The organism is Amycolatopsis sp. BJA-103, from assembly GCF_002849735.1.
GTDB lineage: Bacteria > Actinomycetota > Actinomycetes > Mycobacteriales > Pseudonocardiaceae > Amycolatopsis.
The window spans coordinates 5,589,327-5,604,239 of the sequence record NZ_CP017780.1; the positions used below are offsets into that span (position 1 = coordinate 5,589,327).

At 69.0% G+C, this 14,913-nt stretch carries 14 protein-coding genes; 2 read left to right on the forward strand and 12 right to left on the reverse strand.

The annotated features are described in order from the left end of the window. Position 1: 1 nt before the first annotated feature. The 11 genes from BKN51_RS24300 to rsmD form a co-directional block, all read right to left on the reverse strand. Positions 2 to 442 (reverse strand): helix-turn-helix domain-containing protein, encoded by a 441-nt coding sequence (locus tag BKN51_RS24300; protein WP_037311474.1) that lies wholly within the window; start codon positions 440 to 442, stop codon positions 2 to 4. Between the two features lie 68 nt (positions 443 to 510). Continuing rightward, positions 511 to 1,371 (reverse strand): bifunctional DNA-formamidopyrimidine glycosylase/DNA-(apurinic or apyrimidinic site) lyase, encoded by an 861-nt coding sequence (gene mutM, locus BKN51_RS24305; protein WP_101609793.1) that lies wholly within the window; start codon positions 1,369 to 1,371, stop codon positions 511 to 513. 26 nt (positions 1,372 to 1,397) lie between these two features. Further along, complete coding sequence (gene rnc, locus BKN51_RS24310) at positions 1,398 to 2,144, reverse strand: ribonuclease III (protein WP_020630746.1); 747 nt, start codon at positions 2,142 to 2,144, stop codon at positions 1,398 to 1,400. Between the two features lie 16 nt (positions 2,145 to 2,160). Further along, positions 2,161 to 2,343 carry a 50S ribosomal protein L32 gene (rpmF, locus tag BKN51_RS24315; protein WP_005160412.1) on the reverse strand — a complete coding sequence of 61 codons (183 nt, stop codon included), beginning with the start codon at positions 2,341 to 2,343 and terminating at the stop codon, positions 2,161 to 2,163. A 72-nt stretch (positions 2,344 to 2,415) separates the two neighbouring features. Then, on the reverse strand, positions 2,416 to 3,033 hold the full coding sequence (locus BKN51_RS24320; RefSeq protein WP_101609794.1) for a YceD family protein: 618 nt from the start codon (positions 3,031 to 3,033) through the stop codon (positions 2,416 to 2,418). A gap of 136 nt (positions 3,034 to 3,169) precedes the next feature. Beyond that, positions 3,170 to 3,895 (reverse strand): DivIVA domain-containing protein, encoded by a 726-nt coding sequence (locus tag BKN51_RS24325; protein ID WP_101613428.1) that lies wholly within the window; start codon positions 3,893 to 3,895, stop codon positions 3,170 to 3,172. Positions 3,896 to 4,015: 120 nt separating this feature from the next. Next, the gene (locus BKN51_RS24330) at positions 4,016 to 4,792 is read right to left on the reverse strand and encodes a hypothetical protein (RefSeq protein ID WP_101609795.1); all 777 of its coding nucleotides are present in this window, start codon (positions 4,790 to 4,792) and stop codon (positions 4,016 to 4,018) included. After that, complete coding sequence (locus tag BKN51_RS24335; RefSeq protein ID WP_101609796.1) at positions 4,792 to 5,307, reverse strand: RNA polymerase sigma factor; 516 nt, start codon at positions 5,305 to 5,307, stop codon at positions 4,792 to 4,794. Before BKN51_RS24335 ends, BKN51_RS24330 begins: the two co-directional genes overlap by 1 nt. 67 nt (positions 5,308 to 5,374) lie before the next feature. Further along, positions 5,375 to 6,079, reverse strand: coding sequence for a ribonuclease domain-containing protein (locus tag BKN51_RS24340; protein WP_101609797.1), 705 nt, complete (start codon positions 6,077 to 6,079; stop codon positions 5,375 to 5,377). A 99-nt stretch (positions 6,080 to 6,178) separates the two neighbouring features. Next, the gene (gene coaD, locus BKN51_RS24345) at positions 6,179 to 6,661 is read right to left on the reverse strand and encodes a pantetheine-phosphate adenylyltransferase (RefSeq protein WP_101609798.1); all 483 of its coding nucleotides are present in this window, start codon (positions 6,659 to 6,661) and stop codon (positions 6,179 to 6,181) included. A 54-nt stretch (positions 6,662 to 6,715) separates the two neighbouring features. Then, positions 6,716 to 7,270 carry a 16S rRNA (guanine(966)-N(2))-methyltransferase RsmD gene (gene rsmD / locus BKN51_RS24350; protein WP_101609799.1) on the reverse strand — a complete coding sequence of 185 codons (555 nt, stop codon included), beginning with the start codon at positions 7,268 to 7,270 and terminating at the stop codon, positions 6,716 to 6,718. 123 nt (positions 7,271 to 7,393) lie between these two features. Here rsmD and BKN51_RS24355 point away from each other — a divergent pair, with 123 nt between their 5' ends. Beyond that, on the forward strand, positions 7,394 to 9,508 hold the full coding sequence (locus BKN51_RS24355; RefSeq protein ID WP_101609800.1) for a HelD family protein: 2,115 nt from the start codon (positions 7,394 to 7,396) through the stop codon (positions 9,506 to 9,508). A 251-nt stretch (positions 9,509 to 9,759) separates the two neighbouring features. Here the strand turns inward: BKN51_RS24355 and BKN51_RS24360 are convergent, their stop codons facing one another. Next, a complete protein-coding gene (locus BKN51_RS24360) occupies positions 9,760 to 13,575 on the reverse strand; it encodes an nSTAND1 domain-containing NTPase (protein WP_442857686.1) in 3,816 nt (1,271 codons plus the stop codon). A 173-nt stretch (positions 13,576 to 13,748) separates the two neighbouring features. Here BKN51_RS24360 and BKN51_RS24365 point away from each other — a divergent pair, with 173 nt between their 5' ends. Then, the gene (locus tag BKN51_RS24365) at positions 13,749 to 14,744 is read left to right on the forward strand and encodes an LLM class flavin-dependent oxidoreductase (protein WP_174720448.1); all 996 of its coding nucleotides are present in this window, start codon (positions 13,749 to 13,751) and stop codon (positions 14,742 to 14,744) included. The last annotated feature ends 169 nt before the right edge of the window (positions 14,745 to 14,913 follow it).

The following is a 14,913-nucleotide window of genomic DNA, read 5'->3' on the forward strand; positions in this document are numbered from 1 at the left end:
TTCACGCCTCCCTCTTCGTGCCGCCCCGTCCGGATTCCCTGCGGGCGATCGCGTCGATCATGTCGCTGATGGTGTCGAGTCCATCGGGTGAAAGCGTTACGGCCCGCAACGCGACGTCCCGGACACCGGCATCGCGGAGGGCTCCCAGAAGGGCGAGCTCCTCGGCGATCTTGGCGCTCTGCTCGTCGTCGAAGAAGTACGCCGGTGAGACACCGAAGAACTGGGCCAGCGCCTCGAGGTGCCGTTTCGTGGGGTTGTCGCGACGACCGGTGCGCAACTGCCACAGGTACGTCGTCGAGAAACTCTCGCCGGTGGCCTCTCGACAGGCCTTGGCGACCTCCTCATGGCTGTACGGCTCACGATCGGGTCTCAGCACGATCTGGAACAGCTTGTCGATCTTTTCGGCGAGCGTCGTCTTGCCGGGCTCGGTCGCGGCCACCATCCCACTCCCTACATGTCGTGCCCGTTCATGCTAGTTGACGCGGTGCCCGCATTCATACACGACAGTTTTCACCTCACGCGAGGGCGTGGCTGACATCGCGGGCACGAGAAGGACGAACGGTTCATGAAGGGGTCCCGGCGGATCGGCGTCCCACATCGGCCGCACGGCAGACCTTCCTGACCGTAGGCGTCGAGAGAACGGTCGAAATACCCGGATTCGCCGTTGATGTTGACGTAGAGCGCGTCGAACGACGTCCCGCCCGCGACGAGCGCGGCGGCCATCACCTCGGTGGCGGCGGTGAGCACGGTGCGGCCGTGGGCCGCGGTGAGTTTGTCGGTCGGGCGGGCCCAGTGGAGTTTGGACCGCCAGAGTGCTTCGTCGGCGTAGATGTTGCCGATGCCGGAGATGAGGGTCTGGTCGAGCAGGGCGCGTTTGATCTCTGTCCGCCTCGACCGCAGCGCGCGGATGGCCTGGTCGAGGTCGAAACGCGGGTCCATCGGGTCGCGGGCGATATGCGCGATGGTGCTCGGCAACGCCGTCCCGTCGACCTCGGTGAGTTCGGCGAGCGCGAGACCGCCGAAGGTCCGCTGGTCGACGAAGCGCAACTCCGGCCCGTTGTCGGCGAAGCGGAATCGCACCCGAAGGTGCTTCTCGTCCGGGGCCTCTTCAGGCTGGACGAGCATCTGGCCGCTCATGCCGAGGTGGGCGAGCATGGCCTGCCCGTCGGACAGATCCAGCCATAGATATTTGCCGCGACGGCGCGCGGCGGTGATCTTGATACCGGAGAGCCGTCCGCTGAAGTCCTCCGCGCCGAGTTCGTGGCGACGGATCGCGCGGGCGTGGAGGACTTCGACCTCGGTGATCGTCCGGCCGGAGGCATGCGCCTCCAGCCCGGCACGGACCACCTCGACCTCGGGGAGTTCGGGCATGAGGCCGATTCTCCCACTGTCGTCGGTCAGGTCGTTTTCGGCGGCTGTTCGATGTCGAGTTCGGCAGAAAGCTGGCGCCAGGCCGTCTCAGCGGCCTTCTGCTCGGCTTCCTTCTTGGTCGTCCCCGAGCCGTAGCCGAGTTCACGCCCGCCGACGAGCACGGTGGCGCTGAACTCCTTGCGGTGGTCGGGACCGGTGTCCTCGACCTTGTACTCGGGTACGCCGAGGCCTGCCGACGCCGTCAGCTCCTGGAGACTGGTCTTCCAGTCCAGGCCGGCACCGCGCAGCGGCGCCTCGGCGAGCAGGCCGTCGAACAGGTGGTGCACGAGCTGGCGCGCGATCTCGATGCCGTGCTGCTGGTACGCGGCGCCGATGACGGCTTCGAGACCGTCGGCGAGGATGCTCGCCTTGTCCCGGCCGCCGGTGAGCTCTTCGCCCTTGCCCAGCAACAGGTGCGTACCCAGCCCGCCTTCGCCGAGGCCGCGCGCGACCCGGGCCAGTGCGTGCATGTTGACCACGCTGGCACGGAGTTTCGCGAGCTGACCTTCGGCCAGGTCGGGATGCGTGTTGTAGAGGTGATCGGTGACGACCAGACCCAGCACCGCGTCCCCGAGGAACTCCAGACGCTCGTTCGGCGGCAACCCACCGTTCTCATAAGCATAAGAACGGTGGGTCAGCGACAGCGTCAGCAGCTCGGGCTCGATGGTGATCCCGAGTGCTTCGAGCAGTGGTGCGGGGTCAGCGGGTGGTCCACCGGCCGATTTGCCCCCCATGTCGGTCAGCTGCCGATCAGGCGGGCTCGACGACCTGGCGACCGTTGTGCTGGCCGCAGGCCGGGCACGCGATGTGCTGGAGCTTCGGCTGCTTGCAGGCGCGGTTGGAGCAGGGCACCAGCTGCACCGGAGCCGCCTTCCACTGGCTGCGGCGCGCGCGGGTGTTGGATCGCGACATCTTCCGCTTCGGGACGGCCACGAGTAGATCTCCTTCAGACGGTCTGCCCGCGGTCGCGAGCGAACTTGCTTCTCCGGAACGAGCTGGTGCTCGTCAGGCTTGCTTTCCGGGGCCATCAGCCTGGTCATCGGCCGTTTCGTCACCGAAACGATCGACCAGCGAGGCCCACCGAGGGTCTATCTTCTCATGCCCGTGCCCAGGCTCGAGATCGGCCCACTTGACACCGCATTCGATGCACAGGCCCTGGCAGTCCTCGGTGCACAACGGGGCCAGCGGGAGCGCGAGCACCACCGCGTCGCGGACCGTCGGCTCAAGATCGATCCGGTCGTCCACCAGGCGAGGGATCTCGTCCTCGTCGGTGGTCTCCTCGGTCGCGGAGCCGGGGTACGCGAAGAGCTCGGTCAGGTCGACCTCGACGTCCTCGGTGATCGGGTCGAGGCACCGCGAGCAGTGCCCCGTCGCGACGGCGGACGCCGTACCGCTGACGAGCACACCCTCGACGACGGACTCGAGGATCAGGTCGAGATCGAGGCTGGAGCCGGCGTCGATGGTGATGACGTCGGGCACACCGAGCGCGGTCTCGACGGGAATGGCGCGTTGGACGGCCTTGCTCAGGCCGGCGTGACGGCCGAGCTCGCGGGTGTCGAGCACCCACGGGTTCCGGTCGTCCAGTTGCGCAGGCCTGGCCTGCGGCGACTTGTTCTCAGACATCGGTGACCAGGGTACGCACGTCCCGCCACCGGTTTACCGGCACGCCCCGCGAAGCCCCCAAGCGCGCTATGAAAGGCCCGTTACTTGCAAATTTTGCAAGTAACGGGCCTTTCATAGCGCGCTTGGGGGCCCTCGATCAGGACTGGTAGTCGTACAGCGAGGTCCGGCTGTTGCCCGGCAGGTTGACCGGGGACCGCAGGTGGTTGCGCCCGGAGTCGACCGTCCGCAGCGTGGTCGCCAGCAGTTCGGAGAACTCGGCCAGCTTGCCGTCGACGTACGCGTCGCAGTCGCCACGCTGCTTGTCGGCATCGGCGTGCGCCTCGTCGACGATGCGTGCCGCCTCGCCGTGCGCGGCCTGGACGACCTCGGTCTGCGCGACGAGCCGGGCCTGTTCGGCGCGGCCGTCCTCGATGGCGCGCTCGTAGGCGTCGCGGCCCGCCTGGATCATGCGCTCCGACTCGGCCCGCGAACGGTCGGTGAGGTTCTGGAATTCGGCCTGCCCGGCGGCGACCATGCGTTCGGCCTCGCCGTGCGCGTCGCTCATCATCTGCTCGGCGCGGGCACGGGCGTCGGCGAGGATGCGCTCGGCCTCGGCCTGCGCGTCGGCGACCGTGCGGTCCGCTTCGGTGTTGGCCGTCGTGACGGTCTCCGCCGCCTCGGTGCGGGCGGTCTGGATCAGTTGATCACGCTTGTCGAGGACGTCCTGCGCGTCGTCCACTTCGCCCGGCAAGGCATCGCGGATGTCGTCGAGCAGCTCGAGAGCCTCCCCGCGCGGTACGACGCAACTGGAGGTCATCGGCACGCCGCGGGCTTCCTCCACGATGGTGACGAGCTCGTCGAGAGCCTCGAAAACCCGGTACACGGCCACTCCCTACCTACAGCGATCCCCACTATTCCCTGTGTTCAGTTTGCCCTGATGACCGCCGTTAGGGGTGAAAGCGCGCGGTACCGGGCGTGTCCCCGCCGGTACCGCGCGCCATGATCACCGGAACGTGAAGGCCGGGTCCGTGACGAGCTTGATCAATTGTTCGTCGGTCAGCGACGGCCCGGAGTCCGGCGCGCCGAAGTCACCGACCTCACCGAGGTCACCGACGTTGACCGAACCGCCGTCCGGCTGCCAGGCGATCGCGTGACGGCCGAGCACCTTGCCGGTCGAAAAGCCCTGGCCGGTCACGATCGGCTGACCGACCTGGTCCGGGTTCTTCGGTGTGGTCTCGGAGATCACCACCGGGATCCCCGCCGGGGTGACCAGCTCGATGCATCGCATCGGCTTCCGGTCGGGCCCGATGGCGTCGCCTCTGCGCCCCAGGTCGCAGCGGCCTTCGCGGGGATAGTCGGTCTTCGTGCTCACCGGACCGCTGATGGTGAGGTTGACCTGCCGTTTCATCCCGGCCGCGTCGGTGTACTCGACCTCCGAAGTCATCAGGTCCCGGTCGTTCACCTGCACGAAGTCATGGACGTTGATCTCCCTGGCGCCGACCAGGATGCCCGGCAGCACGTCCTTCAGGTGCCGGAGATCACCCGCCTTCTGCTCGGCCCGGCTCGGGGGCGCGGCCGGCGCCACCTCCGCCGCCCTCTCCTTCGGCGCCACGAAGACCACCGCCGCCGCGATCACCGCCAGCGTCGCGACCCCCGTCAGCGCCACGGCCCGCCCGTTCCGCACCTTCTTCGCCGCCTTCCCGGCGACCTCGTCCGGATCGAAGCCGAGCGGGGGCTCGGCCAGTTTGATCCCGCGCAACCTGTCTTCGAGTTCGTCCATCACGCGCTCCTCCCGGAGACAGCCTCGTCGTGCTGTCTCTTCAGGGCCGCGCGGAGGACGTCGAGTCCCCGCGCGGCCTGGCTCCTGACCGTCCCTTCCGAACAGCGCAGCGCGACGGCGACCTCCGCGACCGGGAGATCGGCGCAGTAGCGCAGCACGACGGCGGCGCGCTGTTTCGGTGGAACCTCGGAGAGGGCGCGAAGCAACGAATCCGAGATACCGGCTTCAGCCGGGGCTGAAGGCTCTTCGGGGACGACGCCGTCGCGGTTCTCTCTGCTCCGCCAAGGTCGTCGCCGCTCGTCGAGCCAGCAGCGCAACAGGATCTGCCTCGTGTAGTTGTCTACGGGCCCTTTCCGGCTGACCTTCGGCCAGACCCGGTACAGGCGGATGAGCGCGGTTTGGACCAGATCCTCCGCGAGATGCCAGTCGCCGCAGAGCAGGTACGCCGTCCGCCTGAGCGGCAGCGCCTTGCCTCTGGCGAACTCCCTGAAGCTCGCATCGTCCCCAGACCGCATCGTGCCTCCTCTTCCGTGTTCCGGTGTATCTCACGGACGAGGAGGCACGTGGCGTTGCATGGCGGGATCAAGCGCCGGGGTTCACCAGCTTGAAGGTCGCGTAGCGGTCCGGCGTGTAGACGATCTCGCCGCCCTTGCCGGAGATCACGCGGTCGCTCGTGCCCACCGGGAACAGCTGGTAGTAGCCGGCGGCGCACGAGGGCAGCACGCCTTCGCGGTTCTCGTAGACCGTGCCGGTCGCGCCGCCGCGGGCCTTGTCGACCACGGACTTCGCCGCCGAGGACAGCGTCGAGTAGCCGACCTTCGTCAGCTTCGAGGTGTCACCGCACTTCGGAGCGGGCGCGCCGTTGACGTCGATCACGGAGAAGGTCTTGTAGTGGTCGCCGGTGTAGAAGTACTCCCCGCCGGTCCCGGTGACGATGCGGCGCGTGCCGCGGTTCGACGAGCCGGGGGTCGGGACGGTGTACTCGTGGTAGTAGCCCGAAGCACACTTCGGGAGGATGTTCTCCCGGTTCGAGAAGACCGTCCCGTCGTTGTCCGGGTACGGGTACGGCCCACCCTTCTGGATGAGGTTGTACGTCGTCGTCGCCTCGGCGGGCAGCGACGAGAGCGACGAGTGCTTGAACCCGGTGAGATCCCCGCAGGGGTTCTGCTGGATCGAGACGGGGGCGGCCGTGGCCTGGGAAGCACTGATCCCGCCACTGAGTCCGCCGAAAAAAGTGACTACCAGAACGAGCAGCGCGGCGGCTATCCGCGATCGTTTGTTGGTCATTTTCGGACCGTAACCCGATCGTGTATTCACCAGAAGGCGCCGAGATGAACTCTTCATCGCCGGTCACCACTGCCCGACCAACGGCTTCGGCCGTTCGGGTCAACCTCGTTCGGCGTACTTCTCCCCGAGGCGTTTGAACACTATCGGCGGCACCAGATGCTCGATGTCGCCACCGAGCGCGGTGATCTCCTTGACCAGCGAGCTGGACACGAACCCGTACTCCGGGTTGTTCGCCATCAGCAGCGTTTCGAGCCCGGTCAGCTCGCGGTTCATCTGGGCCATCTGGAGTTCGTAGTCGAAGTCGCTGACCGAACGCAGCCCCTTCGCGACCGCGATGATGTCGTTCTCACGGCAGTAGTCGACCAGGAGTCCTTGCCAGGAGTCGACGCGCACGTTCGGCAGTTTCGCGGTGATCTCGCGGAGCATGTCCAGCCGTTCCTCGGTGGTGAACAGGCCCTTCTTGCTCTTGTTCACCCCCACCGCGACGACCACCTCGTCGAACAGCCTCGCCGCCCGCTCGATGATGTCGAGATGTCCATTGGTGGCCGGGTCGTAGGACCCGGGACAGACCGCACGCCGCATGGCGCGGACGCTACCAAGGAGCAGGGTCCCCTGCGCGTTCATCCGTGCGCCGTCTCACACCTGATATTCGGCCCAGTACAGCGCCGTGTCGCCGTAGCGCTTCGTGCGCATCGGCTCGAAGCCCGGCGGCCAGTCGGGCTCGCCGTCCCGAGCCGCCCGTTCGATCACCAGCAGCGCTCCGTCCGCGATCCACCGGCCCGCGGCGAGCGCGGCCATGACCTCACCCAGGCGGGTGGAATCCACCGCGTACGGCGGATCGGCGAGGACGATGTCGAAGGTTTCCGGCGCCGGAACGGCGACGACGGACTCGACGGCCCCCGCCCGGACCGTGCCGCCGAGCCCGAGCGCGGCGACGTTCCCCTTGAGGATTTCCACCGCGCGCCGGTCGTGTTCGACGAACAGCGCGCCCGCCGCGCCCCGGGACAGCGCCTCCAGCCCGAGGGCGCCCGAACCGGCGTAAAGGTCGAGGACCTGGGTCCCCTGCAGCTCGCCTGCGACCTCCAGCGCGTTGAACAGCGCTTCGCGCACGCGTTCCGACGTGGGTCTCGTGCCCTTCGGAGGGACCTTCAACCGCCTGCCGCCCGCGGTCCCCGCCACGATCCTGGTCATTGGAGCATCGTGCCTCAACGGCATCCGCCGTGACGTTCGGCAGGACTTGGTGAAGCCGCCGCCCAGCTCGCGTAGAGTCGTCCTTCGCCCTCGGAGGGCGATAGAAGCGTTTAGGAGCGTTGCGTGTCCGAACCTCGGGTCAGACGGGCCGAGATCGCCATCGAGCAAGCCCATGTGGACATGGTCTACACCAGGCTCGCCGAACTGCGAGCCCAGGCTGAGGCCATGCGTACCAAGGGCTATGAGATCGGCCATGGCGCCGGGCGTGAAGCGATCTTCGAACAGGCGTCGATGCTGTTCGAGCGGGACATGATGGTCTATCACGCCAATCAGACCCTCCAGACCCTCGACGCGGAGTACGAGGGGCTGGTCTTCGGCAGGCTCGACCACCTCGACAACGACCACATCTACGTCGGCCGTCTCGGCATCCGCGACGCCGAGTTCGACAACCTCGTCACCGACTGGCGCGCGCCCGCGGCGGCGGCGTTCTACCAGGCGACCGCCGAGGAGCCGATGGACGTCGTCCGGCGCCGGGTGATCCGGTGTTCCGGCCAGAACGTGCTCGATGTCGACGACGACGTCCTGATCGCCGACGCGGTCCCCGAGACCATGCAGATCGTCGGCGAAGGCGCGCTGATGGCCGCGCTCGGGCGGTCGCGCGGCGAGAAGATGCGGGACATCGTCGCCACCATCCAGAAGGAACAGGACGAGGTCATCCGGGCGCCGTGGCGCGGGGTCACGGAGATCACCGGCGGCCCCGGCACCGGCAAGACCGCGGTCGCGCTGCACCGCGCGGCGTACCTGCTCTACCGCCACCGCCGTCAGCTCGGCGGCGCGGGTGTGCTGGTGATCGGCCCGTCCGGCGTGTTCACCAGCTACATCTCGCGGGTGCTGCCGTCGATGGGTGAGACGAACGTCGAACTGCGCGCGCTCGGCGAGGTCCTCGACGGCCTCGAAGCGACCCGTCAGGACCCGGCACCGCTGGCGGCGATCAAGGGATCGCTGCGGATGCGCAAGATCCTGCTGCGCGCGCTGCGGGACACGCCGGAAGAGGCGCCCGAGGACATGAAGATCGTCTACCGCGGCGAGGTGCTGCGGCTGGACGCGCGCGAACTCGACAAGGTGCGCCGCAAGGTGCACACCGCGGGCGGGCCGCCGAACCGGTCGCGGATCCGCGCCGCGGAACTGCTGCTCGACGCGCTCGCCTCGAAGGCCGAGCAGCACGCGAAGGACGACGGCCGTCAGATCGACAAGGCCGAGCTGGTCAGCGAACTCGGCGAGCGCATCGAGTTCCACCGGTTCCTGGTGGTCTGGTGGCCGATCCTGTACCCGGCGCAGATCCTGCGCTGGCTCGGCGTCGAGAAGCGGCTGGCCGGCGCGGCGAAGGGCCTGCTCAACCGCACCGAGATCAGCATGCTCGCCGCCGACTTCGCCGACCGCTCGCGCGGCTGGACCATCGCGGACATCGCGCTCCTCGACGAACTGCGCGTCCTGATCGGCCAGCCGCCGAAGAGCCGCCGCGGCCGCCAGAGCATCGAGGTCAACCCGGAGCGCGGCGGCGCCCCGACCAGGCCCGAGCACTACGACGAGTACTCGCACGTGGTCATCGACGAATCGCAGGACCTCTCGCCGATGCAGTGGCGGATGGTCGGGCGGCGCGGCAAGTACGCGAGCTGGACCGTGGTCGGCGACCCGGTGCAGAGCTCGTGGCCGGATCCGGCCGAAGCCGCGATGGCGCGGGACCAGGCCTTCGGGATCAAGACGACGCGGCGCCGGTTCACCCTGCGCACCAACTACCGGAACTCGGCGGAGATCTTCGATCTGGCCGCGAAGGTCGTCGCCGGGCACGCCGAGGCCGACGAACTCCCGCGCGCGGTGCGGCAGACCGGCATCACGCCGGAGGTCCGGCCGGTCGAGGCCGCCGGGCTGGAGGCCGCGACGCAGGCCGCGGTGAAGGAACTGATGGGGGCCGTCGAAGGCACCGTCGGCGTGATCACCGCGATGGACCGGGTGCCGGAGGTCGAGGGCTGGCTCGACGGGCTTTCGGACGAGCGGCTCAAGGTCGTCGGCAGTCTCGACTCCAAGGGCCTCGAGTACGACGCCGTCGTCCTGGTGGAGCCGAACGACCTCATCACGGAGTCGACCACCGGGCGCCGGGTGCTGTACGTCGCCCTCACGCGAGCGACCCAGCAGCTCACGGTGCTGGCCTCGAACCCGGACTGGATCCCGGCCGCCTGATCCCGCGTTTCGTCCTCTGGTTGCGCTAGCGGGGATCGCGTACTACCGCGACCAGAGGACGACTTGCGGTAGATAAGCTGAAGGGCTCCTTCAGGGCACTGGTGAATGTCCTGAAGGAGCCCTTCAGACCCCCGGTGAGTGAACGTCGTGGGGACGTGTCGCACGTCCAGGGGTATTTCTAGCGCCTATTCGTTGTTCGGTGTCACGCCGCCGTCACCGAACAACAACGCCGAACAACGAATCGGCGGTGGTCACGGGCACGGAGGCTTGTAGTCGAGCCCCGGCAGGTGTTGCTCCCACTCGGCCGCCGTGATCCGCGGGTGGACGGTCGCGCAGATGCGTTCGGCGGCCCGCTCGGGGCTCGTTTCCCACAACCGCACGCTGCCGTCCGCGACGGAGCCCGCGAGGGTATGCCCGTCGGGTGCGAACGCCACGGCGTTGACCCGGTCGACATCGTCGGTCAGGTTCGCCGACGAGCGGACCGTCCCTGGATCGGAGACATCCCATAGTCGCACGGACCGGTCATAGCTGCCGGTCGCGAAGGTCTTCCCGTCACCGCTGAACGCCACCGAGATGACGTTGTCGGTGTGCCCGGCGAGCAGCGCGGCTTCCCGGGGCGCCGCCGGATCGGCCACGTCCCAGAGTCGCGCGGTGCGATCGGCACTGCCGGTGGCGGCGAGTTTGCCGTCCGGGCTGTAGGCCACCGAGAACACCGTGTCGGAGTGGCCCTTCAGCACCGAAAGCTGCTTCGGCGCCTTCACCATGGAGATGTCCCACAGCCGCGCGGTGTGATCCCAGCCGCCGCTGAGCAGGGTGCGGCCGTCCGGGCTGAACGCGATCGAATGGACGTCGTCCTCGTGCCCGGTGAGGGTCGCGAGTTCGACCGGCCGCCGGATGTCGGCCACGTCCCACAGCTTCACCGTGTGCCCGCTGCCCGCCGTCGCGAGCGTCCGGCCGTCCGCGCTGAACGCGACCGGGTCGATCTCCTCCTCCGGCCGGTAGAAGACCCCGGTGTCGACAGGCTCGCGCGGATCGGTGACGTCGATCAGCCGCATCGTGTGGTCCCACGAACCGGCGGCGAGGGTCCGGCCGTCCGGGCTGAACGCGAGACCGCAGACGCCCTGGCCGAAGCCCGCGACCTTGCCCACCTCGCGCGGGTTCCGGGTGTCGGCGACGTCGACCAGGCGGACCACGCCGTCCTGGCTGCCGGTGGCCAGCAGTTTCCCGTCGGCGCTGTACACCGCCCGGCAGGCCGATCTCGCCGGACCGCTGATCGCGGGCCCCGGCAGATCCCACAGCCGCACCGTCTGGTCGTCGCTCGCGGTCACCAGCGTGCGGCCGTCCTGGGAGAACACCGCCCAGACCACCGCCGCGGTGTGCCCGGTGAGCGGCGGTTTCTCGCGCGGCTTCGCAGGATCGGTGATGTCCCACAGCCGCGCGTTGCGGTCGAAACCGGTCGTCGCCAGCGTCGTCCCGTCGGGGCTGAACGCCACGGACCGCACGATGGTCTTGTGCGCGGTCATCGTCCCCAGCGGAACCGGCGCCATCGGGTCGGCGATGTTCCACAGGCGCGCGCTCAGGTCGATGCTCGCGGTGGCGAGGGTGCGGCCGTCCGGGCTGAACGCCGCGGAGTGGACGCCGGCGGTGTGCCCGGTCACCACGCCGAGCGGCTTCGCCTCGAGCGGGTCGGCGACGTCCCACAGCCGCGCTGTCTTGTCCGCGCCCGTCGAGACGAGTGTCCGCCCGTCCGGGGCGTAGGCGAGCCCGTTGACGTTGCCGGTGTGCCCGGGGAGGGTCGCCACGAGCACCGGTTTCGCGAGGTCGCGGACGTCGAACAGGCGCACCGTGCCGTCGCCGTCCGAGGTGGCGAGCACCGCCGCCTTCGGGCTGAACGCCACCGCGTTGACCCGGCTCGGATGCTCCCCGACCACCACGCCCTGCCCGGGTTTCGCCGGATCGGCGACATTCCACAGCCGCGCGGTCTTGTCCCAGCCCGCCGTCGCGACCGCGCCGCCGTCGGCGCTGAACGACACCGAGTTGACGTTGGCGGTGTGCCCGGACAGCGTGGCCAGTTCGACCGGGTGATGAGGGTTCTTGACGTCCCACAGCTTGGCCGTCTGGTCCCAGCTCCCGGTCACCATCACCTGGCCGTCACCGCGCAGGGCGGCCGAATTGACCCGATGGCCGTGTCCGGAGACCCGGGTCGAGTACGGCGACTCGAACATCCCGAGCACGCTGCCGCGGGTATCCACGCTCGGATCGACGCGGTACGCCGCGAGCGCGAGCTGCGCGGCCAATGCCGGGTTCGTCGCCCGCATCTCGATGGCCTGCCCGGCGACCTTCTGCGCGAGCGCGCTGTTGCGCTGGCTGGTCGCGGTCTGCTCGGCGCGGACGGCGTACACCATCGCGGCCGTCGCCAGCACCAGCAGCACGGCCAGGAGCGCGACCAGCTGGCGCAGCCGCCGGGTGCGACGGCGCGCGACGGCCTGCTCGTGGTTCTCGATGGCCACACTCGCGTCGAGGAACCGGCGCTCACGCTGGGAGAGCGCGCTGTCGTGCTCACTCGCCCACTCCGTGGCGATGGCCAGCCGCGCGCCGCGGTGGAGCCAGCCGTCGTCGCGGCCGACCGATTCCCACGCGTCGGTCGCTTCGGTGAGCTGGCGGTGCACGCGCAGGCCCTCACGGTCCTGGGCGAGCCATTCGCGCAGGCGCGGCCAGCCGCGGATCAGCGCTTCGTGCGCGATCTCGATGCCGTTGTCGTCGAGGGTGACCAGCCGCGACGACGCCAGCCTGTCCAGCACGACGGCGACGTCGGGATCGTCGGCGTCCAGCTCGTCGCGGGTGATGCGGCGTTTGGTGTCCTCGGTGCCCTCGCCGAGCGCGGTCATCCGCAGGAAGATCTGGTTCGCCAGCCGCTGCTGGTGTTCGCTCAGCGCGGTGAACGTGTGCTCGGACGTCTGCGCGACCGACCGTTCGATCCCACCTGTGGACTCGTAACCGGTGAGGGTGAGCGTGTTGCCGTGACGGCGGCGCCAGGTCTCCAGCAGCGCGTGCGAGAGCAGCGGCAGCACGCCGGGCTGCCCGGTCGCGTCGGCGACCAGCCGCGAGACCAGCGCGTTCTCGACGCGGTACCCGGCGTCGATCGCGGGACGCGAGATGGCCTGCCGGAGCTCCTCGGTGCTCATCGGGCCGACGAGGATCTGCGCGTCCTGCATGGCCTCGACCAGCCCGGGATGCCGCGCGCAGTGGGTGTAGAAGTCGGTGCGGATGCCGAGGACGACCCTGGTCCGGCTCTCCGGCTCGGTCGTCGCGGTGACCAGCGCGGACAGGAAGGCGGCTCGCTCGTCGGCGTCCTGGCAGAGCGTGAAGACCTCTTCGAACTGGTCGACGACCAGGACGACGTCACCCTCGCGGTCGGCGACCAGCTGACGGGCGGCGAGGCCGAGGTTGCGCGGATGCTCGGTGAACTCGGCGAGCAGCCCGCCGGGAGCGAGCCCGAGCGCCGCCCCGAACTGGACCGCGCACTCCTGAAGCGGCCGCGAACCGGGGGTCATCAGCACCGTGACGGAGGTCTCGCCGACGGCGGGCAGAAGACCCGCCCGGAGCAAGGAGGACTTACCGGAACCCGATGCTCCCAGAACGGCCAGGAATCGCTGCCCCGAAAGCCTTGTCACCAGTTTTTCGACAAGTCGTTCGCGTCCGAAGAATCGGCCCGCGTCATCCGGCCCGAATGCGGTCAGGCCGATATAAGGGGCGGATTCCCCATTCAGCGGCACAAGCCGTGAATCGCTGACTCCGGTACGCGTGCGCTCGGTCACGTCGTGCCATCGGGCTTCCCACTCCGCCTCGGGACCGTCACAGGCCCGGACGTAGGCCAAGGCCACCGCCAAGCTGGGCATCTTCTTCCCGCCGGCGGCTTCGGAGAGGGTGCCCGCGGAGTAGTGGGCACGCCTGCCCAGCTCTCGGTACGTCGGGTTCCCGGCTTTCTCCCGCAGGCGCCGGAGATCGGCGGCGAACTCCAGCAACGGATCGTCCCCAGGGCCCAAAGGTCGCTCCGGACGCGGCACCTCAATCCTTTCTTTTCAGTGGTTTTCCCACGGTCGCATTCGGGGGCAACCGTACCGTGAAAACCGATGAAGCCCGCCGAGTATCGGACACATCGCGTCGGTTAATTTCGATCGAGTGACAGGTGCCCGATGTCACGGGAAGGGATCGGGGCCCGGGCGCGTTGTACCGAAGCGTGACCTCTTTGCCTGACATCCCGCTGTCCGTGCTCGATCTCTCGCCCGTCGTGGCCGGGGGCGGCGTTGGCGACTCGCTGCGCAACACCCTCGACCTCGCCCGCCGGACCGAAGCACTCGGCTATCACCGGTACTGGCTCGCCGAGCACCACAACATGCCCGGTATCGCGAGCTCCGCGACCGCCGTGATGATCGGCCAGGTCGCGGCCGCCACCGAACGCATCAGGGTCGGCTCCGGCGGGGTCATGCTGCCGAACCACGCGCCACTGGTGGTCGCCGAGCAGTTCGGCACCCTGGAGGCGTTCCACCCCGGCCGGATCGACCTCGGCATCGGCCGCGCCCCGGGTACCGACCAGCGGACCGCGCTGGCGCTGCGCGGCCCCGGCGGGCTCACCGCGGAGAACTTCCCGCAGCAGTTCGCGGAACTGCTGGCCTACTTCGAGCACTCCGACCAGCGCGCCGTCAACGCCGTGACCGCCGAGGGCAACAAGCCGCCGGTCTGGCTGCTCGGTTCGAGCGGCTTCTCCGCACGCATGGCGGGCGAGCTCGGCCTGCCGTTCTCCTTCGCCCATCACTTCAGCGCCGAGAACACGCTGCCCGCCGTCGCGCTCTACCGCGACTCGTTCAAACCGTCGGACGTCCTGGACGAGCCGTACGTCATGCTCGGCGTCTCCGTCGTGGCCGCCGAGACCGACGAGCGGGCCCGGTACCTGGCCGCGCCCAGCGGCCTGACCTTCCTCAGCCTGCGCAAGGGCCGTCCCATCCCGCTGCCGACACCGGAGGACGCCGCGGCCTACCCGTACACCGACATCGAGCGCGTGTTCATCGAGGACCGGGCCGCGAGCAGCATCATCGGTTCGCCCGAGACGGTCCACAAGGGACTCGAGACGCTGCTGACCGACACGGGCGCGAACGAGCTGATGATCACGACCATGGTGCACGACCAGGCGGACCGGGTGCGGTCCTACGAACTGGTGTCGGACCTGGCTCGCTGACCGGGCCCCCGAGAGCGCCATGAAAGGCCCGTTACTTGCAAAATTTGCAAGCAACGGGCCTTCATGTCACTTGAGGAGGGCGCGGACGAGAGCCGGGCTCGAGACTCGAGGACCGCTCGAGACTCCAAGCGGGTGACCCACCCGCCGTCACTCACCCTCGCCGGGCCTC

Bases quoted from the DNA above. Each gene is read 5' to 3' on its own strand.
- BKN51_RS24300 (WP_037311474.1), bottom strand. From the start codon at position 442: ATGGTGGCCGCGACCGAGCCCGGCAAGACGACGCTCGCCGAAAAGATC.
- mutM (WP_101609793.1), bottom strand. From the start codon at position 1,371: ATGCCCGAACTCCCCGAGGTCGAGGTGGTCCGTGCCGGGCTGGAGGCG.
- rnc (WP_020630746.1), bottom strand. From the start codon at position 2,144: ATGGGGGGCAAATCGGCCGGTGGACCACCCGCTGACCCCGCACCACTG.
- BKN51_RS24320 (WP_101609794.1), bottom strand. From the start codon at position 3,033: ATGTCTGAGAACAAGTCGCCGCAGGCCAGGCCTGCGCAACTGGACGAC.
- BKN51_RS24330 (WP_101609795.1), bottom strand. From the start codon at position 4,792: ATGGACGAACTCGAAGACAGGTTGCGCGGGATCAAACTGGCCGAGCCC.
- BKN51_RS24335 (WP_101609796.1), bottom strand. From the start codon at position 5,307: ATGCGGTCTGGGGACGATGCGAGCTTCAGGGAGTTCGCCAGAGGCAAG.
- BKN51_RS24340 (WP_101609797.1), bottom strand. From the start codon at position 6,079: ATGACCAACAAACGATCGCGGATAGCCGCCGCGCTGCTCGTTCTGGTA.
- coaD (WP_101609798.1), bottom strand. From the start codon at position 6,661: ATGCGGCGTGCGGTCTGTCCCGGGTCCTACGACCCGGCCACCAATGGA.
- rsmD (WP_101609799.1), bottom strand. From the start codon at position 7,270: ATGACCAGGATCGTGGCGGGGACCGCGGGCGGCAGGCGGTTGAAGGTC.